At 61.3% G+C, this 23,261-nt stretch carries 16 protein-coding genes and 2 pseudogenes; 14 read left to right on the top strand and 4 right to left on the bottom strand.

The genetic code is table 11. The annotated features are described in order from the left end of the window. The first annotated feature begins 14 nt into the window (after positions 1-14). Both clsB and BMY98_RS17085 read left to right on the top strand, forming a co-directional pair. Entirely contained in the window at positions 15-1,256 is a 1,242-nt protein-coding gene (gene clsB / locus BMY98_RS17090; protein ID WP_074891220.1) for a cardiolipin synthase ClsB, read from the top strand. Further along, complete coding sequence (locus BMY98_RS17085) at positions 1,253-2,254, top strand: lysylphosphatidylglycerol synthase domain-containing protein (RefSeq protein WP_074891140.1); 1,002 nt, start codon at positions 1,253-1,255, stop codon at positions 2,252-2,254. The genes clsB and BMY98_RS17085 overlap by 4 nt, the downstream gene beginning before the upstream one ends. Positions 2,255-2,896: 642 nt before the next feature. Here BMY98_RS17085 and BMY98_RS28145 read toward each other — a convergent pair. The 3 genes and pseudogenes from BMY98_RS28145 to BMY98_RS17070 all read right to left on the bottom strand — a co-directional run. Next, positions 2,897-3,328 (bottom strand): annotated as a pseudogene (locus tag BMY98_RS28145) (methyl-accepting chemotaxis protein); the annotation flags it as partial. Positions 3,329-3,433: 105 nt separating this feature from the next. Beyond that, a pseudogene (locus BMY98_RS28140) lies at positions 3,434-4,117 on the bottom strand (PAS domain-containing protein); the annotation flags it as partial. 264 nt (positions 4,118-4,381) lie between these two features. Beyond that, positions 4,382-5,308, bottom strand: a complete 927-nt coding sequence (locus BMY98_RS17070; RefSeq protein WP_074891134.1) for a MurR/RpiR family transcriptional regulator — start codon at positions 5,306-5,308, stop codon at positions 4,382-4,384. A 246-nt stretch (positions 5,309-5,554) separates the two neighbouring features. Here BMY98_RS17070 and BMY98_RS17065 point away from each other — a divergent pair, with 246 nt between their 5' ends. The 12 genes from BMY98_RS17065 (at position 5,555) to BMY98_RS17005 (ending at position 22,709) form a co-directional block, all read left to right on the top strand. Continuing rightward, complete coding sequence (locus tag BMY98_RS17065) at positions 5,555-7,492, top strand: bifunctional 5-dehydro-2-deoxygluconokinase/5-dehydro-2-deoxyphosphogluconate aldolase (protein WP_074891132.1); 1,938 nt, start codon at positions 5,555-5,557, stop codon at positions 7,490-7,492. Positions 7,493-7,552: 60 nt separating this feature from the next. Further along, a complete protein-coding gene (gene iolE, locus BMY98_RS17060) occupies positions 7,553-8,506 on the top strand; it encodes a myo-inosose-2 dehydratase (RefSeq protein WP_074891131.1) in 954 nt (317 codons plus the stop codon). 2 nt (positions 8,507-8,508) lie between these two features. Continuing rightward, positions 8,509-9,318 (top strand): 5-deoxy-glucuronate isomerase, encoded by an 810-nt coding sequence (iolB, locus tag BMY98_RS17055; protein WP_074891129.1) that lies wholly within the window; start codon positions 8,509-8,511, stop codon positions 9,316-9,318. A 26-nt stretch (positions 9,319-9,344) separates the two neighbouring features. Then, positions 9,345-10,844, top strand: a complete 1,500-nt coding sequence (locus tag BMY98_RS17050; protein ID WP_074891127.1) for a CoA-acylating methylmalonate-semialdehyde dehydrogenase — start codon at positions 9,345-9,347, stop codon at positions 10,842-10,844. A gap of 196 nt (positions 10,845-11,040) precedes the next feature. Then, complete coding sequence (iolD, locus tag BMY98_RS17045; protein ID WP_074891126.1) at positions 11,041-12,972, top strand: 3D-(3,5/4)-trihydroxycyclohexane-1,2-dione acylhydrolase (decyclizing); 1,932 nt, start codon at positions 11,041-11,043, stop codon at positions 12,970-12,972. Between the two features lie 176 nt (positions 12,973-13,148). Continuing rightward, on the top strand, positions 13,149-14,168 hold the full coding sequence (locus tag BMY98_RS17040; RefSeq protein ID WP_074891124.1) for a Gfo/Idh/MocA family protein: 1,020 nt from the start codon (positions 13,149-13,151) through the stop codon (positions 14,166-14,168). 571 nt (positions 14,169-14,739) lie between these two features. Next, positions 14,740-15,666 (top strand): sugar ABC transporter substrate-binding protein, encoded by a 927-nt coding sequence (locus tag BMY98_RS17030; RefSeq protein WP_074891121.1) that lies wholly within the window; start codon positions 14,740-14,742, stop codon positions 15,664-15,666. Positions 15,667-15,751: 85 nt separating this feature from the next. Beyond that, entirely contained in the window at positions 15,752-17,314 is a 1,563-nt protein-coding gene (locus tag BMY98_RS17025; protein WP_074891119.1) for a sugar ABC transporter ATP-binding protein, read from the top strand. A gap of 110 nt (positions 17,315-17,424) precedes the next feature. Further along, a complete protein-coding gene (locus tag BMY98_RS17020; protein WP_074891219.1) occupies positions 17,425-18,447 on the top strand; it encodes an ABC transporter permease in 1,023 nt (340 codons plus the stop codon). Positions 18,448-18,796: 349 nt separating this feature from the next. Further along, complete coding sequence (locus BMY98_RS17015; RefSeq protein ID WP_074891117.1) at positions 18,797-19,201, top strand: TraR/DksA family transcriptional regulator; 405 nt, start codon at positions 18,797-18,799, stop codon at positions 19,199-19,201. 125 nt (positions 19,202-19,326) lie between these two features. Beyond that, positions 19,327-21,009, top strand: a complete 1,683-nt coding sequence (locus tag BMY98_RS17010) for a methyl-accepting chemotaxis protein (RefSeq protein WP_425438887.1) — start codon at positions 19,327-19,329, stop codon at positions 21,007-21,009. 236 nt (positions 21,010-21,245) lie between these two features. Next, positions 21,246-22,709, top strand: coding sequence for a T6SS phospholipase effector Tle1-like catalytic domain-containing protein (locus tag BMY98_RS17005; protein ID WP_074891115.1), 1,464 nt, complete (start codon positions 21,246-21,248; stop codon positions 22,707-22,709). 91 nt (positions 22,710-22,800) lie between these two features. Here BMY98_RS17005 and BMY98_RS17000 read toward each other — a convergent pair whose 3' ends face one another. Further along, positions 22,801-23,037 carry a DUF2789 family protein gene (locus BMY98_RS17000; protein WP_074891113.1) on the bottom strand — a complete coding sequence of 79 codons (237 nt, stop codon included), beginning with the start codon at positions 23,035-23,037 and terminating at the stop codon, positions 22,801-22,803. Between the last annotated feature and the right edge of the window lie 224 nt (positions 23,038-23,261).

Raw genomic sequence — 23,261 nt, 5'->3', positions numbered from 1 at the left:
GGGGTATGAAAGCGATGGGCGCCATGTGTGGCCTTTGGCGGGATGGCAACTCGGTGGAGTTGTTGATCAATGGCGAAGACTTTTTCGCCCGGGTGTTCGACGCCATCCGGGCGGCGCGCGAAGAAGTGTTGATCGAAACCTTCATCATCTTCGAAGACCGCGTCGGTGAGGGTTTGCAGCAGGCCGTGATCGAAGCGGCCAGCCGTGGCGTCCGTGTGGTCATCACGGTGGACGACTACGGCACCAGCGACCTGAGCACAGCTTTTGTCAGCAAAATGATCGAAGCCGGCGTGCAGATTCAGCTGTTCGACCCGCGCCCTAAACTGATGGGCATGCGCACCAACCTGTTCCGGCGCCTGCACCGCAAAGTGGTGGTGATCGATGGCGAGACGTCGTTCATGGGCGGCATCAACTACAGCGTTGACCACATGGCCGACACCGGCATCACTGCCAAACAGGACTACGCCGTGCTGGTGCGCGGGCCGATTGTCGCGGACATCTATCGCTCGACCCTGGGCATGCTCGGCCCCGCCGTGCGCAAGACCTTCACGCCACTCAAGCCGGTGACGCGTCAGGCCGGCAGCGCGCGGATGTTGCTTGCTGAGCGCGATAACCGTCACCACACCACCGACATCGAAGAGCAATACCTGCTGGCGATGCGCAACGCGACTCAGCGCATCACCATCGCCAACGCATACTTCTTTCCCAGCTACCGGTTCCTGCGTGAACTGCGCAACGCGGCCCGTCGCGGGGTGAAGGTCACGCTGATCCTCCAGGGCAAGCCGGACATGCCGTTCGTGCGCGTGTGCTCGCGCCTGACCTACACCTGGCTGCTGCGCGAAGGCGTGATCATCCACGAATACAAACAAAGGGCGCTGCACGGCAAAGTCGCGTTGATCGACCACGAGTGGTCAACCGTCGGCTCCAGCAACCTTGACCCGCTGAGCCTCGCGCTAAATCTGGAAGCCAACCTGTTCATCCGCGACCACGCCTTGAACCAGCGCTTGCACGAACACCTGCGCGACCTCGCCGTGGCCCACAGCAAACAGGTCAACCTCAAGGGCCTGGCGAAAGGGCAGTGGTGGCGCGCGCCGATGATTTTCCTCAGCTTCCACTTCCTGCGGCACTTCCCGGCAATTGCCGGCCTGTTCCCGGTCCACGGCCCGCGCCTGAAACCCGTGCGCGCCCCGGAAACCCTGCCGGAAGCCGCTGCGATCAAAAACGAGCTGCCGGCCGAACAGGAGAAATCCCTATGACCGGTGTCTCTCAAGCCTCTACCCACGAGCAGAAGTCGGACGACGCGGGGAAGCATCGTCCCTGGCTGAAATGGGCCAAGCGCGCCTTCACGCTGTTCTTCTTCATCGCCGTGCCGGTGCTTCTTTTCACGCTGATGAAAAACCTCGACTGGAACGAGGTGATGCACGCGCTGGAGTCCTACAAGCTCAGCACCCTGGCGCTGGGTTTTGTCATCGCCGCAGGCAGCTACCTGACCTACTGCTGCTTCGACGTCCTGGCCCGGCGCTATACCGAACACAAGTTGGCGGTGAAACAGATCATTCCGGTGACCTTCGTTTGCTACGCGTTCAACCTCAACCTGAGTTCCTGGGTCGGCGGCATCGCGCTTCGCTACCGCCTGTATTCGCGGCTAGGCCTGGACGTGCCGACCATCACCCGCATCCTCAGCCTGAGCCTGATCACCAACTGGCTGGGCTACATGCTGCTGGCCGGGTTTGTGTTCGCGGGTGACTTCGTCGACTTGCCCGAAGGCTGGAAGATCGGCGACACCACGCTGCAACTGATCGGCTTTGTCCTGCTGGCGGTCTGCCTGGCGTACTTTCTGGCCTGCCGCTTCTCCAGAAAACGCACCTGGACCGTTCGCAAGCAACAGTTTGTGCTGCCCTCGCTCAACCAGGCGATGCGCCAAGCCCTGCTGGGCGCGCTGAACTGGGGGCTGATGGCGCTGCTGATCTACGTGCTGCTGCCGGAAAAAGCCTTCTACCCGGCCGTGCTCGGGATCCTGCTCATCAGCAGCATAGCCGGCGTCATCGCCCACATCCCTGCTGGGCTAGGCGTGCTTGAGACGGTGTTCATCACATTGATGCAACACCAATTCAGCAAAGGCCAACTGCTTGCCGCGCTGATTGGCTATCGGGTCATCTACTTCCTCATCCCGCTGATGATTGCGCTGGTGGTTTACGTTGTGTTGGAAAAGCGCGCGAAGGCCATGCGTAGCCGGAATGAAGGGCAGTTGTAGGTAAGGACGGGTGACGCGTGGGGAGGGAGCACGGGGACAGATTGCAGGTCGGGGACAGATTAATTTACGGTGAAGCGTTGTAAATAAATCAGTCCCCTTCAAACAAGTCCCCTTCAAACAAGTCCCCTTCAAACATTGCGCAATCGCCAGCGCCTGAACTGGCCTCTTCCCGGCTGAAGCCGGTCCAACAGAAAGCATTGCATGCAGTCATCGGCATCGGCTCCAGCCTTGAATGGACGCGGAGCGTCTCGGGATGCATACCCACGCGGAGCGTGGGCACGATCAGCGCGAGAGCATCGCGTGCCGTCAGTGGGGCTTCAGCCGGAAAGCGTTTGATCTGCTCTTGATCTTCATACGCAAAAAGTCCAGACACCGCCAAACGCGACTTGGGTGCAGGCTGAACGCAGGTCTCGCGGAGTGGGCCGAGCCGCATGGATGCGGCGAGAGCGCCGTCAGGACATGGATGTCCGTTCGGCGCGGGCCCACGGAGCGTCGTCGGAGTGAGGGTACCCTGACGAAGGAAGGGCCCAACCAGGAGCAAGCACCCTTGGTTACTTGGGGATGGTGCGACTTTCGACTTTTCCAAGTAACTCGCCGAAGGCGAAATGTTTGCCGTTAGGCAAACGCACTTGATCTTAAGGGTCAATCGCGGCCCGCAAACATCCTCACGGCATCTACCGCATCATTCGTCCCCGAACTGATCTGCACAATCGCATCCCCCGCCTGATCCGCCAGATCCACACCCTTCACCGCCGTGCTCCGCGTATTGTCCATACTCACAATCGCCTGCCGCGTCTCGGCCTGGATTACCTGAATCATCTCCGAAATCTCCTGCGTCGACCGGCTCGTGCGCCCCGCCAACTGCCGAACCTCATCGGCCACCACCGCAAAGCCACGGCCCTGATCACCGGCCCGAGCCGCTTCGATCGCCGCATTCAACGCCAGCAAATTCGTCTGATCCGCAATACTGCGAATCGTATTCACGATCGCCGTAATCTGCTCCGAGCGCTCACCCAACTGACCAATGATCCGCGACGAATCATCGATATTCCGCGAAATCTGACGCATCTCGCTGGCCGCCTGCTGGATCACCTGCGTACCCTGCTCGGCGTATTTCTGCGTCTGCACCGAAATGTGATAAGCCTGGGCAGCGCTGTGGGAATCCGCCTCGTGCTTCTCGATACGTGCGGTTACGTCCGAGGCGAATTTGGCCACCTTCCACAGCTTGCCGTTGGCGTCATACACCGGGTTATAAGACGCTTCCAGCCAGAGCGTCTGACCCTGCTTGCCGACGCGTTTGAACTGATCGCTGAAAAATTCGCCTTTGTTCAGCCGACGCCAGAAGTCCTGATACCCGGCGCTGTTGGCCAACTCCGGCGGGCAAAGCATCTTGTGGTTCTTGCCCAACAACTCCTGCCGGCTGTACCCCAGCAAGCGCAACAGGTTGTCGTTGGCGGCGATGATCGTGCCGTCCAGATCGAACTCGATCACCGCCATGGCGCGGTCGATGGCCTGCAATTTATTGCGGGTTTCGCTTTCGGCCTGAAGCCTGGCGGTCACGTCCATTGCGTACTTCACCACTCGGGTGACCTTGCCGTCCGAATCTTTGACCGGGTTGTAACTGGCCTCCAGCCACACCGTGCTGCCATCGCCCGCAATGCGCTGGAAAGTTGACGACACGAACTCGCCGTTACGCAGGCGCGACCACAACTGCGCGTACTCCGGACTGCGCGCATACTCCGGCGTGCAGAACAGGCGGTGTTCCTTGCCGATGACCTGCTCGGGCCGGTAGCGCATGGTTTTGAAGAAGTTGTCGTTTGCCTTGAGCACCACACCGTTCAGATCGAATTCGATGCTGGCCATGGAGCGATTGATCGCCTCCAGCAGGCTGGCCTGATGGGCGACGGTCAGGTGCAGGTCCTGGATGGTTTTGTTCTTGGACGAGTCGAAAAACATGATGGCGGCTCAGGCAAGTGGATGAGGTGTGGTCCTGATCCATGACCTTGCGAGCGAGAGTCAGCTCAGATGCATGTTCCATGTGCAATGCCGCAGATAATCACGTACGTGATGTCAAAAAGCTATACAAAGCTTGTACAGCTCGTCGGGTGTGTACAGGGTCGCCGGTTATCAGTCGTCGAAACCGGCCTGTTCGGAGATTTCGTCCACCTTCAGCTCCAGGCGATAGGCCACGGCAATGAACAGCGCCTGACACAGACACAACGTGGCGCTGAGTGAACGAAACGCGAACGAGCTGCCTTCGTTGACCAGCAGCACGGCGTTGGCGCGCTTGGCCAGCGGCGAAAGGTTGCTGTCAGTAATGATCAACGTCTTGGCCTGATGGTGCTGGGCGATGCGCAGGCAGTGCTGGGTCTCTTTGCCATAGGGCGTGAAGCTGATGGCGATTACCAGGTCATTGGCGCGCACGCTGCGCATCTGCTCGCGGTAGCTGCCGCCGAGGCCGGAAATCAGGTGGATGCGCTTGTTGGTGTGCTGCAGGTTGTAGACCAGATAATCGGCGACGGCGAAGGAGCGTCGTACCCCGACCACGTAGATATTGTCGGCGTTGACCACCAGGTCCACGGCTTTCTCGAACGCTTCGTCGTCCAGTTCCAGCGCCAGCCGCTCCAGCCCCGACAGCGTGGCATTCACGCATTCGCGGGCAAGGTCGCCGGCGCCCGCCTTCTGCGATTTGTTGGCGATCATGCTGCGAATGCGTTGCTGGTAGTTCTGCACGGGCGTGGTTTTGTGGGTGTAGGCCTCGCGAAACAGCGCCTGCATCTCGCTGAACCCGCTGAAGCCGAAGCGCTGGGAGAACCGCACAATGGCCGAAGGATGCACTTCGCATTCCCGGGCAATGTCGCTGATGCGGTCGACCATGATCCGGTCGCTCTGCTGGCTCATGTAGCTGGCGATACGCTTGAGCTGGCGCGGCAGGCTCTCGTATTCGGCCGTGATCAGCTTGAGCAGTGCATCGGCGGTCTCGGGCGCGGCGGTGACGGGCGTCAAACCGTCGGTTCCGGTGTCGGGAGAGCCTGGCTGATCGAGGCTGGGCATACGTGCGAATCCTTTGGCGGGTTGTGGCGTGGCAAATTGTGCGAGAAGACAGGCGGCCAGTTTTGCAGGCTGCGACCCGCAATGCAAAGTGGAATAAATATTCCACCTGAAAATAATTTAGAAAAATTCATTGATCAAGGCCCGGCGCCGTTCTAGTCTGCATCCACGAACTCGCGTGCAAGCATTGCGTTTGCGGGCGAGGGCATCAGCAATCAAACCCATAACAATAAAAGAAGAGGGGCCGGCATGGGCCAGACTCGTTTTGCCACCGGGCGTCAGCTGGACGTGATTTGTCTCGGGCGCCTGGGCGTCGATCTCTATGCGCAGCAGATCGGCGCGCGCCTGGAGGACGTCAGCAGTTTCGCCAAATACCTCGGCGGCTCCTCCGCCAATATTGCCTTCGGCAGCGCACGGTTGGGGGTGAAGTCAGCCATGCTGACCCGCGTGGGCGACGACCACATGGGCCGTTTTCTGGTGGAATCCCTGGCGCGGGAGGGCTGCGATGTCAGCGGCATCAAGGTCGACGCCGAGCGCCTGACCGCGATGGTCTTGCTGGGCATCAAGGACCGCGAAACCTTTCCGCTGGTGTTCTACCGCGAAAACTGCGCCGACATGGCGCTGCAACCGGAAGACATTGATGAAGCACAGATCGCCTCCAGCAAGGCGCTGTTGATCACCGGCACGCATTTCTCCACCGATCAGGTGTTCCGCGCCAGCAGTCAGGCGCTGGACTACGCCGAAAAGCACAACGTCAAACGCGTCCTCGACATCGATTACCGCCCGGTGCTCTGGGGCCTGGCCGGCAAGGCTGACGGCGAGACGCGCTTCGTCGCCAACGACACCGTCAGCCAGCACGTGCAGCGCATCCTGCCGCGCTTCGACCTGATCGTCGGTACCGAAGAAGAATTTCTCATCGCTGGCGGCTCGACCGATTTGCTCAACGCCCTGCGCCGGGTCCGCGAGCTCAGTGCCGCGACTTTGGTGGTGAAGCTCGGGCCCCAAGGCTGTACGGTGATTCACGGAGCCATTCCCGCCAAGCTTGAAGACGGCGCGATCTACCCCGGCGTGCGCGTGGAAGTGTTGAATGTGCTGGGCGCGGGCGATGCGTTCATGTCCGGTTTTCTCAAGGGCTGGCTCAACGACGAGAGCGACGAGCGCTGCTGCCAGTTGGCCAATGCCTGCGGTGGTCTGGTGGTATCGCGCCACGCCTGCGCGCCGGCCATGCCGACGTTGGTCGAGCTGGAATACCTGTTCAACAGCCCGGTGCCCATTACCCGACCCGATCAAGACCCGGTGCTGCAACGCCTGCATCGCGTCAGCGTGCCCCGTCGCGAGTGGCAGCAACTGTTCATTTTTGCCTTCGATCATCGCGGGCAACTGGTGGAACTGGCGCAAAAAGCCGGGCGCGATCCGGCCTGCATCGGCCCGCTCAAGCAGTTGTTCGTTCAGGCGGTCGCGCGGGTCGAGGCCGACTTGCACAAGCGCGGCATCGTCGCCGATGTCGGCGTGCTTGCAGATCAGCGCTTTGCTCAGGATTCACTGAATGCCGCCAGCGGGCGCGGCTGGTGGGTGGCCCGTCCGGTGGAAGTGCAGGGTTCACGCCCGCTGGCGTTCGAACACGGGCGTTCGGTGGGCAGCACGTTACTGGCCTGGCCTCAGGAACAAATCATCAAGTGCCTGGTGCAATACCACCCGGACGACGAGCCGATGCTGCGCCTGGAGCAGGAAGCGCAGTTGTTGGGGCTGTATCAGGCGTCTCTGGCCAGTGGGCACGAACTGCTGCTGGAGGTTATCCCGCCCAAGGATCATCCTTCGACCCATCCGGACGTCATCTACCGTTCCCTCAAGCGCCTCTACAACCTCGGCATTTACCCGGCCTGGTGGAAAATCGAATCGCAGACTGCCGAGGTCTGGGAGCAACTCGACGCGCTGATCCACGAGCGCGATCCGTACTGCCGGGGCGTGGTGTTGCTGGGGCTGAACGCGCCCGCCGAAACCCTGGCGGAAGGCTTTCGTCAGGCGGCGAAAAGTACCACCTGCCGGGGTTTTGCCGTAGGCCGCACGATCTTTCACGAGCCCAGCCGAGCCTGGCTGGAGGGCGAAATCGATGACGCGGACCTGATCACTCGGGTGCAGAGCAACTTCGGTTTCCTGATCGAATCCTGGCGCGACGCCCGGGCCTGACGTCAGCACGCCAGGCCTGTGTTTTCAGTTGAACGAGATAACAACAATAAAGGTGCAGCCATGCCCGCTTCTGCAATCCGAATTGGCATCAACCCGATTTCCTGGAGCAACGACGACCTCCCGGCCCTCGGCGGGGAAACGCCTCTGAGCACGGCCCTTAGTGAGGGCAAGGAGATCGGCTACGCAGGCTTCGAGCTCAACGGCAAATTCCCCAAGGACGCCCAAGGCGTGGCCGATGTGTTGCGCCCGTATGACCTGGCGTTGGTGTCAGGCTGGTATTCCGGTCGACTCGCCAGCCGTTCGGCGGCCGAGGAAATCGACGCCATCGCCAGCCACGTCGAACTGCTCAAACACAACGGCGCCTCGGTGCTGGTCTACGGCGAAGTGGCCGATTCGATTCAGGGCCAGCGCATCCGACTGGTCGAGCGGCCGCGCTTCCACAGCGCCAGTGCCTGGCAGGCGTACGCCGACAAACTCACCGAGCTGGCCCGGTTCACATTGTCCCGGGGCGTTCGCCTGGCCTATCACCATCACATGGGCGCGTACGTGGAGTCCCCTGAGGACATCGACACGCTGATGACCCTGACCGGTGACGAAGTTGGTCTGCTGTTCGATTCCGGTCACTGCTACATGGGGGGCGGCGAACCGCTGGAGGTGCTGAGCAAACACGTCGATCGCGTCTGCCACGTGCATTTCAAGGACGTGCGCAAGCCGGTGGTGCAACTGGCGCGCAACAACTTGTGGAGCTTTCCGGACTGCATCGTGAACGGCACCTTTACCGTGCCCGGCGATGGCGACATCGATTTCGCCGCGCTGCTGAACGTGTTGATGCAGGCCGGTTACCAAGGCTGGCTGGTGGTAGAAGCGGAGCAGGACCCGGCCGTCGCGCCGAGCTATGCCTATGCGAAGAAGGGCTACGAGACCCTGCGCGCGTTGCTGGCCGCCGCACAGGTGAATCACTCCGCTCAACAACACAGCACGCCTCAACAACCGCCTGAACACAGGAGCCTGTGAACATGAATCTCTTGGTCAAGAGCAAAGCAGAAGGGCGCGACGTCGTAGCGCTGGCCGACGGCGTGTTGACCTACGTCGGGTTCTCCGCACACCGACTCAGCGTCGGCGAACGTCTGCCGGTGAGTGCGGGCGACAAGGAAATCTGCGTGGTGCTGCTCAGCGGTCGCATCAGCGTCAGCGGCGAGGCGCCGGGGCAGGGCGGTTTCAGCTGGGAAAACCTCGGCGATCGGCAGTCCGTGTTCGAGGACAAATCGCCTTTCGCTGTGTACCTGCCACCAGGGAGTCAGGCCGAAGTCACGGCGTTGAGCGCAGTGCAGATTGCCGTGTGCGCCGCGCCGGGTGATGCGTCCAAAGACCTGCCCGCGCGGCTGATTACGCCTGACACGATGAAGCGCAGCGTGCGCGGCCGGGCGGCCAACACCCGTTACGTCTGCGACATCCTTCCCGATTCCGAACCTGCGCATTCATTGCTGGTGGTGGAGGTGCGCACGCCCTCGGGCCACTCGTCGAGCTATCCGCCGCACAAGCACGACACAGATGATTTACCGCACCAGAGCTTTCTCGAAGAAACCTATTACCATCAGGTCAACCCGCCCCAGGGCTATGTGTTCCAGCGCGTTTACACCGACGATCGCAGCATCGATCAGGCCATGGCCGTTGAGAACAATGATCTGGTCACCGTGCCCAAGGGGTATCACCCGGTCACCGTGCCGTATGGCTACGAGTCCTATTATTTGAACGTGATGGCCGGCCCGAAACGCGCCTGGCAATTTCACAATGATCCGCAGCACAGTTGGCTGCTGGATCTGTAACCCAATTTTTTTTGAAGGAGCCCGTCATGAGCAACGCCCCGATCATCGGCCACTACATCAACGGCCAGATTCACGACAGCGCCGAGCGTTTCAGTGATGTGTTCAATCCGGCCACCGGCGCTGTGCAGGCCCGGGTGGCGCTGGCGGAACTGAAGACTGTCGACGAAGCCGTTGCCGCTGCCCAGGCGGCGTTTCCTGCGTGGGCGGATCAGTCGTCCCTGCGCCGTGCGCGGGTGATGTTCAAGTTCAAGGAATTGCTCGACCAGCACCATGACGAGCTGGCGGCCATCATCTGCCGCGAGCACGGCAAGGTGTTTTCCGATGCCAAGGGTGAAGTGGTTCGAGGCATCGAGATCGTCGAGTTCGCCTGTGGCGCGCCGAGCCTGTTGAAGAGCGACTACAGCGACAACATCGGTGGCGGCATCGACAACTGGAACCTGCGTCAGCCACTGGGGGTTTGCGCTGGCGTGACGCCGTTCAACTTCCCGGTGATGGTGCCGCTGTGGATGATTCCCATGGCGCTGGTCACCGGCAACTGCTTCATCCTCAAACCGTCCGAGCGCGACCCGTCCGCGAGCCTGCTGATGGCGCAGTTGTTGAAACAGGCGGGCCTGCCCGATGGCGTGTTCAACGTGGTGCAGGGTGACAAAGTCGCCGTGGACGCGCTGTTGCAGCACAAAGGCATTGAGGCTATTTCGTTTGTCGGCTCCACGCCCATCGCCGAATACATTCATCAGCAGGGCACTGCACACGGCAAACGCGTGCAGGCCCTCGGCGGTGCGAAAAACCACATGATCGTCATGCCCGATGCCGACCTGGATCAGGCCGCCGACGCATTGATCGGCGCGGCCTACGGTTCGGCGGGCGAGCGCTGCATGGCGATTTCCATCGCCGTGGTGGTGGGTGACGTGGGGCAGAAACTCATCGACAAGCTGCTGCCGCGCATCGATGCGCTCAAGGTCGGCAACGGCATGAACGCCGATTCGGACATGGGCCCGCTGGTCACCGCGGTGCACAAGGCCAAGGTCGAGGGCTACATCGCCCAGGGCGTGCAGGAAGGCGCGAAGCTGATTGTCGACGGGCGCAACTTCAGCGTGCCGGGAGCGGAGCAGGGTTTCTTCGTCGGCGCTACGCTGTTCGATGACGTGACCCCGGAGATGACTATTTATAAGGAAGAAATTTTCGGGCCGGTGCTGGGCATCGTCCACGTGCCTGATTTCGCTTCGGCGGTGGAGCTGATCAACGCCCACGAATTCGGCAACGGCGTGTCGTGCTTCACCAGCGACGGCGGCATCGCCCGGGCCTTTGCGCGCAACATCAAGGTCGGCATGGTGGGCATCAACGTGCCGATCCCGGTGCCGATGGCCTGGCATTCCTTCGGCGGCTGGAAGCGCTCGCTGTTCGGCGATCACCACGCTTACGGCGAAGAAGGCCTGCGCTTTTACAGCCGCTACAAAAGCGTCATGCAGCGCTGGCCGGACAGCATCGCCAAGGGCGCGGAATTCAGCATGCCGACGGCGAAGTAAGAGGCCATATCAATCCTGCCTGCGATGCATCACCTTTGTAGGAGTGACCGAAGTGGCGGTCCACCTTGCTCGCGATTGCGTGGTATCAGCCAAGACCTGTGCAGATGACACATAGCAATCGCGAGCAAGCTCACTCCTACAGGGGATCGCGGTGAGCAGATGAAGCAATCACCTCTAATAACAACAAGGTGCAAGCATGACCACGACTCGATTGACCATGGCCCAGGCCCTGGTGAAGTTTCTCGATAACCAGTACGTCGAAGTCGACGGCGTGCAGAGCAAGTTCGTCGCCGGGGTGTTCACCATTTTCGGTCACGGCAACGTGCTGGGCCTGGGCCAGGCGCTGGAGCAGGACAGTGGCGACCTCATCGTCCATCAAGGCCGCAACGAACAAGGCATGTGCCACGCTGCCATGGGGTTTGCCAAGCAACACCTGCGGCGCAAGGTCTACGCCTGTAGCTCATCGGTCGGCCCCGGCGCCGCCAACATGATCACCGCCGCGGCCACCGCATCGGCCAACCGCATTCCGCTGCTGTTGCTGCCCGGTGATGTCTACGCCAGCCGCCAGCCCGATCCGGTGCTGCAACAGATCGAACAATTCCACGACCTCAGCATCAGCACCAACGACGCCTTCAAGGCCGTGAGTAAATACTGGGACCGCATCAACCGCCCCGAGCAACTGATGAGCGCGGCCCTCAACGCCATGCGCGTGCTCACCGACCCTGCCGAAACCGGCGCTGTCACCCTGGCGTTGCCCCAGGACGTGCAGGCCGAAGCCTACGATTACCCCGATTCATTCCTGCAAAAGCGCGTGCACCGCATCGACCGACGTCCGCCCACCGAAGCCATGCTCAGCGACGCCGTGGCGCTGCTCAAAGGCAAACGCAAGCCGCTGCTGATCTGTGGCGGTGGCGTGCGCTATTCCGGCGCGGCCGCCGAGTTGCAAGCATTCGCCGAGCGCTTCGGCATTCCGTTCAGCGAAACCCAGGCCGGCAAGAGCGCCATCGTCTCCGCCCATCCCCTGAACATGGGCGGTATCGGTGAGACCGGCACCCTGGCCGCGAATACCCTGGCCCGGGAAGCGGACCTGATCATCGGCGTCGGCACCCGTTACAGCGACTTCACCACCGGCTCGAAATCCCTGTTCCAGAATCCTGACGTGCAATTTCTCAACCTCAACATCGGCGCATTCGATGTGCAGAAACTCGATGGCGTGCAGGTGCTGGCCGATGCGCGCCTGGCGTTGCAGTCGCTGGCGGATCAGTTGGGCGACTACCGCGCGCAATGGGGCGATCAGCCGCGAGAGGCGAGGGCCGCCCTGGACACGGAAGTGGATCGGCTGCACGCCGTGGAATACCAGACCGAGGGTTTCGAGCCGGAAGTCAGCGGCCATCTCGACCCTCAGGTGCTGCGCGATGTCGTCGAGATGACCGGGTCATGCCTGACCCAGAGCCGGGTGCTGGGCGTGCTCAATCAGCAATTGCCAGCGGACGCGGTCATCGTCGCGGCGGCCGGCAGCCTGCCCGGCGATTTGCAGCGGGCCTGGCGCAGCACCAGTGTCGACAGTTATCACGTCGAGTACGGCTATTCGTGCATGGGCTATGAGGTCAACGCCGCGTTGGGTGTGAAAATGGCGGCGCCGGAGCGCGAGGTGTACGCCTTGGTCGGCGACGGTTCCTACATGATGCTGCACTCGGAGCTGGCCACATCGATTCAGGAACGGCGCAAGATCAATGTGGTGCTGCTCGACAACATGGCCTTCGGTTGCATCAACAATTTGCAGATGGGCAACGGCATGGGCAGTTTCGGCACCGAGTTCAGGTATCGCAATCCCGAGACCGGGCAGCTGGACGGCGACTTCGTGCCGGTGGATTTTGCGATGAGTGCCGCGGCGTATGGCTGCAAGACCTACAAGGTCAGCAACGCTCAGGAGCTGGAGGCGGCATTGGCCGATACGCGCAGGCAGACCGTCTCCACGCTGATCGACATCAAGGTGCTGCCGAAAACCATGATCCACGGTTACCTGTCGTGGTGGCGCGTGGGCGTGGCGCAGGTGTCGACCACCGGCACAACGGCCGAGGCGTATGAGCGGCAAAAAGCGGCGCTGGCCAAGGCCCGTCAGTATTGATGGATATGACCCTTGTAGGAGTGAGCTTGCTCGCGATGACGGTGTATCAGATACATATAGGTACCGGACGGAAAGCTATCGCGAGCAAGCTCACTCCTACAGTGAGAACGCTTTCATCCTGCAGAGACACATTTGTCCTGTAGGAGCCAGACAAGGTGTTGCAAGGAGATTTACACATGAAAATCGGACTCATCGGCTACGGCAAAGGCGGGCGCTATTTCCATGCGCCGCTGATCGCCAGCCTGCCCGGCGCCACCTTTGCCGGCGTGGTCACCCGTTCGCCGGAACGCCGTCATGACCTGCGCAACGATTACCCCAAAGTCCCGGCCTTCGACAGCCTGGCCGATCTGGTCGCCGCCGGTGTCGATGCGGTGGTGATCTCGACACCGCTGGCCTCCCGGCGTGCATTGATTCTTGAAGCCATTGAGCTCGGCGTGCCGGTGGTCAGCGACAAGCCGTTCGCGCCGGATGCCCAGGCCGCCCGGGAACTTGTGAACGCTGCGGAACGCCGAGGCGTGCTGTTGGGTGTGTACCAGAACCGCCGCTGGGATTCGGATTTTCTCACCGTGCGCAAGCTGATCGATCAGGGTGTTTTAGGCGACATCAGCCGCTTCGAGTCCCGGGTCGAGCGCTACTCGCCCACGTCGGTTGGCAAGGAAAGCGGCGGCGGCATTCTCCGCGATCTTGGTAGTCATCTGGTGGATCAGGCGCTGCTGTTGTTCGGGCCGGTGAAGCGGGTGTACGCCGAGCTTGAGTTCGCCACGCCGGAGCAAAAAGTTGATCACGGCTTCTTTGTTTCACTGACCCATGCCAACGGCGTGGTTTCGCACCTCTGGGGCAACTGCCTGCAGAACGCTCAAGGCCCGAGATTTCGGGTCAACGGTTCCCAGGGCTGCTATACCGTGGAGGGCCTCGACGGTCAGGAAGCTGCTGCGCTGGCCGGGTTGTCTCCCCGATCCGAAGGCGAACGCTGGGGCGTGGAAGAACACCGACGCTGGGGCTGGTTCGAGCAGGGCGAGCACCGTGAGCGGGTCCCGTCGGAGCGTGGCTGCTGGACCGAGTTTTACCGGCAGTGGCAGGAAGCGGTGATGAATCAGGGGCGTAATCCGGTGGATGCCAACGATGCCGTGGCTTCGGCCAACGTACTGGATGCTGCGAGAATCAGCGCAATGGAGGGCAGGGTGATGGTGCTGTAAAAAGCGCACGCGGGTGCCCTGTGAGGCACTGCGCAACACCTTCCGATAGTTCGGACGTGGCGCATCAGAACGAAAATAGAAATTAATTCTAAAAGCTGTTGAAGTAGAAATTATTTTCCAATAGAGTCATTTCCAGGTTGCCGACGATCGCCGTCAGCGCCTGGTGCCGGGTCTCCCGGCAGCAGGCCGGACGCGCGACACAAAAACAAGAAAGCCAATCGCAGACAGGTACCGCCGATGAACATCTTCAGATCAGCCGCCAAGGCTTGCCGTCCCTTCTTACTCGCGCTTCCCGCCATTCCCCGAGCTGTTTCCCACGCGCTTTTCCACACTGTAGCCCGCAGATTGATCAACGCTGCCCCCGCCTTCGAATCCGCCTTCGAATCCGCCCTTGAAACCATCGCTCACGTGCTCTGCGTCCAAAGCCGCGGCGTTGTGGTGTGCGGGCCATCGGGCGGGTCGGTCGCGCATCTCTCAGACACGGCGCCAATGGCTCCGCGCTAAGTATCAGCACCTCCAGCAGTCGTTATTCCTGCCACTACAACAACAAGAATCTGGAGAAAGACCGTTCATGAATACCCCGCTCCGTTTCACCTCACTCGCCCTGGCCCTGATGTTGAGCAGCGGCGCCACCCTGGCCGCCGACCTGAAGATCGGCGTGTCCATGTCGCAGTTCGATGACACTTACCTGACCTACATGCGCGAGGACATGGACAAGAAAGTAAAAGCCATGGGCGGCGTCGATCTGCAGTTCGTCGATGGCCGCAATGACGTGAACAAACAGCTCGATCAGGTGCAAGAGCTGATCGGCAAAAAAGTCGATGCGCTCATCGTCAACCCGGTCGACACCGAGGCGACCAACCGCATCACCAAGATGGCCACGGCCGCCGGCGTCCCGCTGGTTTACGTCAACCGCCGCCCGGACGATCCGAAACTGCCCGCAGGCGTTGCTTCCGTGACCTCCGACGACAAGGAAGCCGGGCGCATGCAGATGGAATACCTGGCCAAGAAGATGGACGGCAAAGGCAATGTCGTCATCTTGCTCGGTGAGCTGGCCAACAACTCCACCCGCGACCGCACGGCGGGCGTGAAAGAAGTCCTGAAAAACTACCCCAACATCAAAGTCACCCAGGAGCAGACCGGCGCCTGGCAGCGGCAGAAGGGGATGGACGTCACCAATGACTGGCTGACCCAGGGCGGCGACTTCAAAGCGGTCATCTCCAACAACGACGAAATGGCCATCGGCGCGGCCATGGCACTTAAGCAGGCGGGCAAGAAAGGGGAGGTGTTTGTGGCCGGCGTCGACGGCACACCGGATGGCCTGAGCGCCGTGAAGAAGGGCGACCTCTCTGTCTCGGTTTTCCAGGACGCCAAGGGTCAGGGCGAGGGCGCAATTGATGCGGCCGTGAAACTGGCGAAGAAGGAAACGCTGCCCGAACAGGCCATCGTGATCCCTTTCAAGCTGATCACGCCGGACAACGTCAATACCTTCAAATAACCGCTCACCTCACACCGACTGACACCCGGCAGACCACGGCCCGGCCGTGCCTCTGCCGACCCTGTCACCCGAGGAGCCTGTGACCATGTTCGCTTCCACAACCGCTTCGGCTTCAACGAACCCGCCCGTCTCCGGGACGGCGAACGACGCCGAGCACCCTTATCTGCTGGAGATCACCAACATCAGCAAGGGCTTCCCCGGGGTGGTGGCGCTGGACAACGTGCAACTGCGCGTGCGCCCCGGCAGCGTACTGGCGCTGATGGGCGAGAACGGTGCGGGCAAGTCCACGCTGATGAAAATCATCGCCGGCATCTACCAGCCCGACACCGGCGAAATCCGCCTGCGCGGCAAGCCGGTGGTGTTCCAGTCGCCGCTGGCGGCGCTGCAGTCGGGCATTGCCATGATCCATCAGGAGCTCAACCTGATGCCCCACATGAGCATCGCCGAGAATATCTGGATCGGCCGCGAGCAGCTCAACGGCCTGCACATGGTCGACCACCGCGCGATGCACCGCTGCACGGCAGAATTGCTCGAACGCCTGCGCATCAACCTCGATCCTGAAGAGCAGGTCGGCAACCTGAGCATCGCCGAACGGCAGATGGTCGAGATCGCCAAGGCGGTTTCCTACGACTCCGACGTGTTGATCATGGACGAGCCGACCTCCGCCATTACCGAGACGGAGGTGGCGCACCTGTTTTCGATCATTGCCGACCTGCGCGCACAGGGTAAGGGCATCATCTACATCACCCACAAGATGAACGAAGTGTTCGCCATCGCCGATGAAGTGGCGGTGTTCCGTGACGGCGCCTACATCGGCCTGCAGCGGGCCGACAGCATGAACGGTGACAGCCTGATTTCGATGATGGTCGGCCGTGAACTGACCCAGCTGTTTCCAGAACGCGATCAGCCGGTGGGCAAGTTGCTGCTGTCGGTGCGCGACCTGTCTCTGGACGGTGTGTTCGAAGGCGTGTCATTCGACCTGCACGCCGGTGAAGTGCTGGGCATCGCCGGGCTGATGGGCTCGGGGCGCACTAACGTCGCTGAAACGATCTTCGGCATCACGCCGAGTACACGGGGAGAAATCCTCCTCGACGGCACGCCGATCCGTGTCAGCGACCCGCACTTCGCCATCGAGAAAGGCTTTGCGCTGCTGACCGAAGATCGCAAGCTCAGCGGCCTGTTTCCGTGCCTGTCGGTGCTGGAAAACATGGAAATGGCGGTGTTGCCCCATTACGTTGGCAACGGTTTTGTCCACCAGAAAGCCCTGCGTGTGCTGTGCGAAGACATGTGCAAGAAGCTGCGGGTGAAAACGCCATCCCTTGAGCAGTGCATCGACACGCTGTCCGGCGGCAATCAGCAGAAAGCCTTGCTGGCGCGCTGGCTGATGACCAACCCGCGAGTGCTGATTCTCGATGAGCCCACCCGCGGCATCGACGTCGGCGCCAAGGCCGAGATCTATCGGCTGATCTCCCTGCTCGCCAGCGAAGGCATGGCGGTGATCATGATCTCTTCCGAGCTGCCGGAAGTGCTGGGCATGAGCGACCGGGTCATGGTCATGCACGAAGGCGAAATGATGGGCACCCTTGACCGTGCCGAAGCCACCCAGGAACGGGTCATGCACCTGGCGTCCGGAAACCCTGTTCACTGACTCCCCGTTCACCAGATATCTGGCGACTGAAGCGCCGATTCGAGCACTGCGCCACGCCCCAGCCGTAATGCCCCAGTCGGGTCGAAAAAGAACAAGAGGCACACATGAAGATGAACACGATGCTGGAAAACAAACCCGCGCTGGCGCCTCGCAAGCACAAGCGCCGGATGCCCACTGAACTGAGCATCTTTCTGGTGCTGATTGGCATCGGCCTGATTTTCGAGCTGTTCGGCTGGATCGTCCGTGATCAGAGCTTTCTGATGAACTCCCAGCGGCTGGTGCTGATGATTCTGCAGGTCTCGATCATCGGCCTGCTTGCCATCGGCGTCACCCAGGTCATCATCACCACCGGCATCGACTTGTCGTCAGGCTCGGTGCTGGCGCTCTCGGCGATGATTGCCGCCAGCCTGGCGCAATCGTCGGATTACACCCGCGCGGTGTTTCCGTCGCTGACCGATCTGCCGGTGTGGGCGCCGGTCATCGCCGGACTTGGGGTGGGCCTGCTCGCCGGGGCCATCAACGGCAGCATCATCGCCATTACCGGGATCCCTCCGTTCATTGCCACACTGGGCATGATGGTGTCGGCGCGGGGGCTGGCGCGCTATTACACCGGCGGCCAGCCCGTCAGCATGCTGAACGATTCCTACACCGCGATTGGCCAGGGCGCCATGCCGGTCATCATCTTTCTGGTGGTTGCGGTCATCTTTCACATCGCCCTGCGTTACACCAAATACGGCAAATACACCTATGCCATCGGCGGCAACATGCAGGCGGCGCGCACCTCGGGGATCAACGTCAAGCGTCATCTGGTGATCGTCTACAGCATTGCCGGTCTGTTGGCCGGGCTGGCCGGGGTAGTGGCCTCGGCGCGGGCGGCCACGGGGCAGGCCGGCATGGGCGTTTCCTACGAGCTGGACGCCATCGCGGCGGCGGTGATCGGCGGCACCAGCCTGGCCGGTGGCGTCGGCCGGATCACCGGCACCGTCATCGGCGCGCTGATCCTCGGGGTCATGGCCAGCGGCTTTACCTTTGTCGGCGTGGATGCCTACGTGCAGGACATCATCAAAGGCCTGATCATCGTCGTCGCCGTGGTCATCGATCAGTACCGCAACAAGCGCAAGCTCAAGCGCTGAGTCGAGCATGCGTTAATACAAAGGGCCTGTTCGCAGGCCCTTTTCGTTTTTTTATCGGTTTGAACCGATCACGCCACGGCCGGTCAGACACCATCTGCCTCTTTTTGAGGACGCCCACGCCGGGCGAAGTGTGCAATAAAACCCCGGCGCGACCCAACGCCACCGGGTATTCAAGCCCTTGTTGGACGAATCCTGATCAATTATGTTGCCGAGTACCGAACCCGGCCTTAGACTGCCGCCCCTCGTAAATTGAGTGCCAAGCGGCGCTTCGAGACTACGGCGCGTTTAATGCCAGGTTGAGGCGCACCTTTGAGATCGCCTTAATGCACGTTTTTTTATAGAGAAATCAATGACCAAGGAAAAGTTGCTGGCGATGCCGGCCGATGACTACATGAACGCCGAGCAGCACGCGTTCTTCGTCGACCTGTTGCAAGCCATGAAAGTCGAAATCCACGCGCGCATCGAGCAGAGCCGTATCGCGATCGAAAGCCTGGACACCCCGGCTGACCCTGCCGACGCAGCTTCCGTCGAAGAAGAGCGTCACTGGCTGGTGAACGTGATTGACCGCGACCAGCGCATGCTGCCACAGCTGGAAATGGCCTTGAGCCGCATCGCTGACGACAGCTTCGGCTGGTGCGAAGACAGCGGCGAGCCGATTGGCCTCAAGCGCCTGCTGATCAGCCCGACCACCAAGTACTGCATCGAAGCTCAGGAACGTCACGAGCAGATCGACCGCCACCAGCGTCAGGCGTGATCCATCGGGTTCGACCGCCCGCAACGGGTGGTCGAGCCGTTCCCTTGCGCACCGTTTACGCGCTGATCGTCTCACCCTCCCTTCGCAGCACATTCCGACCGACTACCACCAATGACTCATGGCGCATGGCCGCTATTTGGGCGTTTAATGCTTTCACAATAACGAAAGCAGGGCAGGTCCCGGACATGGATGCGAAAGGTCGTCACGCAGCAACACCCTTTCACCCGACGCACGGGGATGCCGACCAGCAGGTCGTTACCGGTTCTCGCTGGCTGACGCCCGCCCTGCAAAGCCTTGGGCTGTGTCTGCTGTTCGCGGCGATGGCCTGGGGTAATGTGTCCGTCTACCTGTGCCTCCCCGTTGCGCTGTTGCTGTTGTGGGTGCCGCGATTTTTTTCGGGGCGAGCGCCGGTCGCCCTGGCAGAGTCGGCCGAAGACAACATGACGCGCCTGACCCGTGATCTGTCCCGGAGCACCAGCCGCAACGCGCTGTCTGCTGCGGCCGTGGCGTTTTCGGTCAGGCAACTGGCGGGCAAGCTGCAGTCTCAAGTCAACGCGGCCGAGCAGATCGTCAGCAGTGCCGACGTGATGATTGCCACCGAGCGCGCCACCTCGACCCTCAGCCAGCAAGCGCTGGCCGCCGCCAGCCAGGCGCGGGAGAGCAGCGGCGCCGGGCTCAACGTGCTCAACGCTTCCATCGGCCTGATGCACCAACTCAGTGAACGGGCCGACAGCAGCCGTGAACTCATCGAAGCCCTCAGCCAGCGCAGCGAAGACATTCAGCGTGTCACGGCGGTGATTCAGTCCATCGCCAGCCAGACCAATCTGCTCGCCCTCAACGCCGCCATCGAAGCGGCGCGGGCCGGTGAACACGGCCGTGGCTTTGCCGTAGTCGCCGATGAAGTGCGCGGGCTGGCCGGGCGTACGGCGACGGCGACCAGTGAAGTCGGGGAGATGGTCGTGGATATCCAGCAGCGCACCCGTCAGGTGGTCGAGCAGATTCGGCAGTTGTCGGGTGACCTGAGCGGTGGCGTGGCGCAGGTCGAATCCACCGGCCAGCAACTGGCGAGTATTGCCCGGCTGGCCGTTGGGGTAGAACAGCAGGTCGGCGAAATCGCACGGGGCGCGCAGACCAATCAGGAGCAACTGAGCAGCCTGTTCGTTGCCGTCGAGCAAATGCGCAGCGACCTTGCCATCAGCGATGACCAGACCCGGCGACTGGCGCAGTCGGCGTTGCAGATGGAAGAACAGGCGGAAACCATCAGTGAACGCCTCGCTCAGGTGGGTCTTGATGACTATCACCAGCGCATCTACGACCTCGCGCGCGAAGGCGCCAGCCAGATTGCAGCGAAGTTCGAGCAGGACATCGATCAGGGCCGGGTCAGCCTGACCGATCTGTTCGACCGCACCTATCAGCCCATCGCCAACACCTCGCCGGCCAAGTACCAGACGCGCTTCGATCGCTACACCGATCAGACGCTCCCGGCTATTCAGGAACCGCTGCTCACCCGTCATGAGGGGATGGTTTTCGCCATCGCCTGCACACAGCAAGGCTACGTGCCGACCCACAATCAGGTGTTCAGCCGACCGTTGACGGGCGACACGGCGGTCGACGCGGTCAACAACCGCACCAAGCGCAAGTTCGACGACCGCACCGGCATTCGCTGCGGCAGCCACCAGCAACCGGTGCTGCTGCAGACCTACACCCGCGACACCGGCGAACTGATGCACGATCTGTCCGTGCCTATCATGGTCAAGGGACGGCATTGGGGCGGGCTGCGTCTGGGCTATAAGCCGGAGAAAAGCTGAGCGGCAAGTTGTAAGCGGCAAGCTGCAAGCTGCAAGCTAAGAGCAGGCGTCTTGTAGCTTGCCACTTGTAGCTTGCAGCTCCGGAAAACTATTTAACCGTCCGATATTGAAGTAGGAAGCGTCTGAAGTGCAGTTCCATCGGTTGACGGGACGTTAAGTGCGATCATCCTGTGAGTATATGTCCGAATATGTAAATGCCTGTTCGGGACTCATGTCAGTACTCACGGATGAATCAAATGACAAAGAAAAATTCTACTCATGCGTCGGCCGATTCCCGCACCGACGCCCAGGAAGTCACCGTCCGCCTCGGTGTGTTCTTCGACGGGACCGGTAATAACCGGGTGAATAGCCAGATAGGCGCCGACTGTCAGGCCATGTCGGAAGTTAACGGCGGCATGCATATAAAAGAATGTGGCGGCCGACACACTGACCCCGGCAGCAGTTACAGCAACAGCCCCACCAATATCGCAAGACTCGCCGGTTTATACAGGCAACAGCGCAAGGCAATTGTTAACCCGGACGGCATGTATGTGTATGGCGCGGTGTATGTCAGTGGCGTTGGCACTACCTCTGGCGGGCGCGATTCCCGCGTATCGGGCCAAGGCTTTGGTCGCGGCACCACCGGCGTGGTGGCAAAAGTGTCACGAGGCATCAAAAAACTTGCCGACGAACTTCAAATGTTTGAAAGCGATAACCCGGGTTGTGTCATCGGTGCGCTGGAGCTGGACGTGTTTGGCTTCAGTCGGGGTGCGGCTTCGGCCCGGCATCTGGCCAACGAAGTGCTGAAAAAATCCCGGGGCGCGCTGGATCCGGTGCTCGACCCCCGCAAACTGCCGCTCTCGGACAGCTTCTCATGGGCCAGCGGCAGCGTGCGGTTGAAGGTTATCGGGCTGTTCGACACGGTGGCTGCCGTGGGCGGGATTTCCGATCTGGGCAGCGTTCGCGATGGGGTCAATAAACGGGTCAATCTGTTTCTGCCTCCCGGGTGCGCGCAGCAGGTGCTGCATCTGGTGGCCGGCGATGAGCATCGGCGCAACTTTGTGCTCAACAGCGTCAAACCCGACTGGCCCCGTGAAATCGTCCTGCCCGGCAGCCATTCGGACATCGGCGGCGGCTATCAACCCCAGGAGGTGGAGAAAGTGTCGCTGTTCCGGCCTCGCCGCAGTCTGGTCAGCGTCAGTACGCCGTACGACGCCACAGAAGCCTGGCTGCAGGCCCATGCCGAGCTGTCCACCCTCGACGCCAAGCGTCTGCTCGACCCTACGGATGACAGCGCCTCGCTGGGCGTTGAATGCTTCGAACGGTTCGCCAGCAGCTCACGCGGGGTCAAAACGGTGGTCGCGACGGTGACGCTGGAGCGGCGCGTCTACAACCACCTGGCCCACGTTTACCTGCGGGTGATGCACACGCTGGCAACTGATGAAGGTGTGCCGTTTTTGCCGATCCGCGACTCGGCAGAGATCACCCTGCCACCGGAATTGCGCCCCATCGCCGCCAAGCTGATCAGCCACGCGAAAGGAGAGGGCGGGGTGTTGAGCGACGCGGAGCTGAGTTTGTTGCATCAGCGCTATATCCATCGCTCGGCCCACTGGAACAACGCCCGTCGCGACGCGCTGGTGGACGGTCTTTTTGTGCATGCACCTGCGCAGAACGGGCGGCAGACGTTTTTCAATGTCGGTCAGCCCGGTTATCCACAGTGACCGGGTTGCATTCAACAATGGGTCACGATAACGGGACATCAGGCAAAAAAAGGGCGGCCTCGAAGGGCCGCCTTTTTTTCACCGCGCCGGGTCAGGTCGGCGTGTGCAGCAACACGTTCAGCTCGTCAACGATGGGTGCCCAATCGTCATCCAGCTGGATCTTTTCCTTGAGCAGTGCCGCTTGATTGTGTGTCCAGAAATCGGCTTCGGACACCTTCACGCCTTCCGGCAACTGATGCGCAGCGACGAATGAATCGATGCTGGCCTGATCGGACTCCAGCCCCATTTGTTCGAACAAGAGCTCAAGCGACGGCGTCATGATTTCCATTTGTTTCTCCCGAACGGGTCAACGGACCCGGATTGGCGTAGTCAGTGAGTAACCTTCTGTTGCATGGGAGTGCGCGGGGCAGGCAAGAGTTCTAACTGATTGCCTGAAGGTGTGGGACCGGGGGGCCTGGTCGGCATGGGGGGCAGGGCGGGAAACACCGATGCTGCTGGCTGACGCGCATTCTGCAAGAGCGCGCTTGCCCGCGAAGAGGTTGGTACATTCGA

This window comes from Pseudomonas graminis, assembly GCF_900111735.1.
Lineage (GTDB): Bacteria > Pseudomonadota > Gammaproteobacteria > Pseudomonadales > Pseudomonadaceae > Aquipseudomonas > Aquipseudomonas graminis.
Note: the sequence above shows the minus strand (reverse complement) of the source record. Positions and strands in the feature narration are given on the sequence as shown.

Bases quoted from the DNA above. Each gene is read 5' to 3' on its own strand.
- clsB (WP_074891220.1), top strand. From the start codon at position 15: ATGGGCGCCATGTGTGGCCTTTGGCGGGATGGCAACTCGGTGGAGTTG.
- BMY98_RS17085 (WP_074891140.1), top strand. From the start codon at position 1,253: ATGACCGGTGTCTCTCAAGCCTCTACCCACGAGCAGAAGTCGGACGAC.
- BMY98_RS17070 (WP_074891134.1), bottom strand. From the start codon at position 5,308: ATGCCCAGCCTCGATCAGCCAGGCTCTCCCGACACCGGAACCGACGGT.
- BMY98_RS17065 (WP_074891132.1), top strand. From the start codon at position 5,555: ATGGGCCAGACTCGTTTTGCCACCGGGCGTCAGCTGGACGTGATTTGT.
- iolE (WP_074891131.1), top strand. From the start codon at position 7,553: ATGCCCGCTTCTGCAATCCGAATTGGCATCAACCCGATTTCCTGGAGC.
- iolB (WP_074891129.1), top strand. From the start codon at position 8,509: ATGAATCTCTTGGTCAAGAGCAAAGCAGAAGGGCGCGACGTCGTAGCG.
- BMY98_RS17050 (WP_074891127.1), top strand. From the start codon at position 9,345: ATGAGCAACGCCCCGATCATCGGCCACTACATCAACGGCCAGATTCAC.
- iolD (WP_074891126.1), top strand. From the start codon at position 11,041: ATGACCACGACTCGATTGACCATGGCCCAGGCCCTGGTGAAGTTTCTC.
- BMY98_RS17040 (WP_074891124.1), top strand. From the start codon at position 13,149: ATGAAAATCGGACTCATCGGCTACGGCAAAGGCGGGCGCTATTTCCAT.
- BMY98_RS17030 (WP_074891121.1), top strand. From the start codon at position 14,740: ATGAATACCCCGCTCCGTTTCACCTCACTCGCCCTGGCCCTGATGTTG.
- BMY98_RS17025 (WP_074891119.1), top strand. From the start codon at position 15,752: ATGTTCGCTTCCACAACCGCTTCGGCTTCAACGAACCCGCCCGTCTCC.
- BMY98_RS17020 (WP_074891219.1), top strand. From the start codon at position 17,425: ATGAACACGATGCTGGAAAACAAACCCGCGCTGGCGCCTCGCAAGCAC.
- BMY98_RS17015 (WP_074891117.1), top strand. From the start codon at position 18,797: ATGACCAAGGAAAAGTTGCTGGCGATGCCGGCCGATGACTACATGAAC.
- BMY98_RS17010 (WP_425438887.1), top strand. From the start codon at position 19,327: ATGGCCGCTATTTGGGCGTTTAATGCTTTCACAATAACGAAAGCAGGG.
- BMY98_RS17005 (WP_074891115.1), top strand. From the start codon at position 21,246: ATGACAAAGAAAAATTCTACTCATGCGTCGGCCGATTCCCGCACCGAC.
- BMY98_RS17000 (WP_074891113.1), bottom strand. From the start codon at position 23,037: ATGGAAATCATGACGCCGTCGCTTGAGCTCTTGTTCGAACAAATGGGG.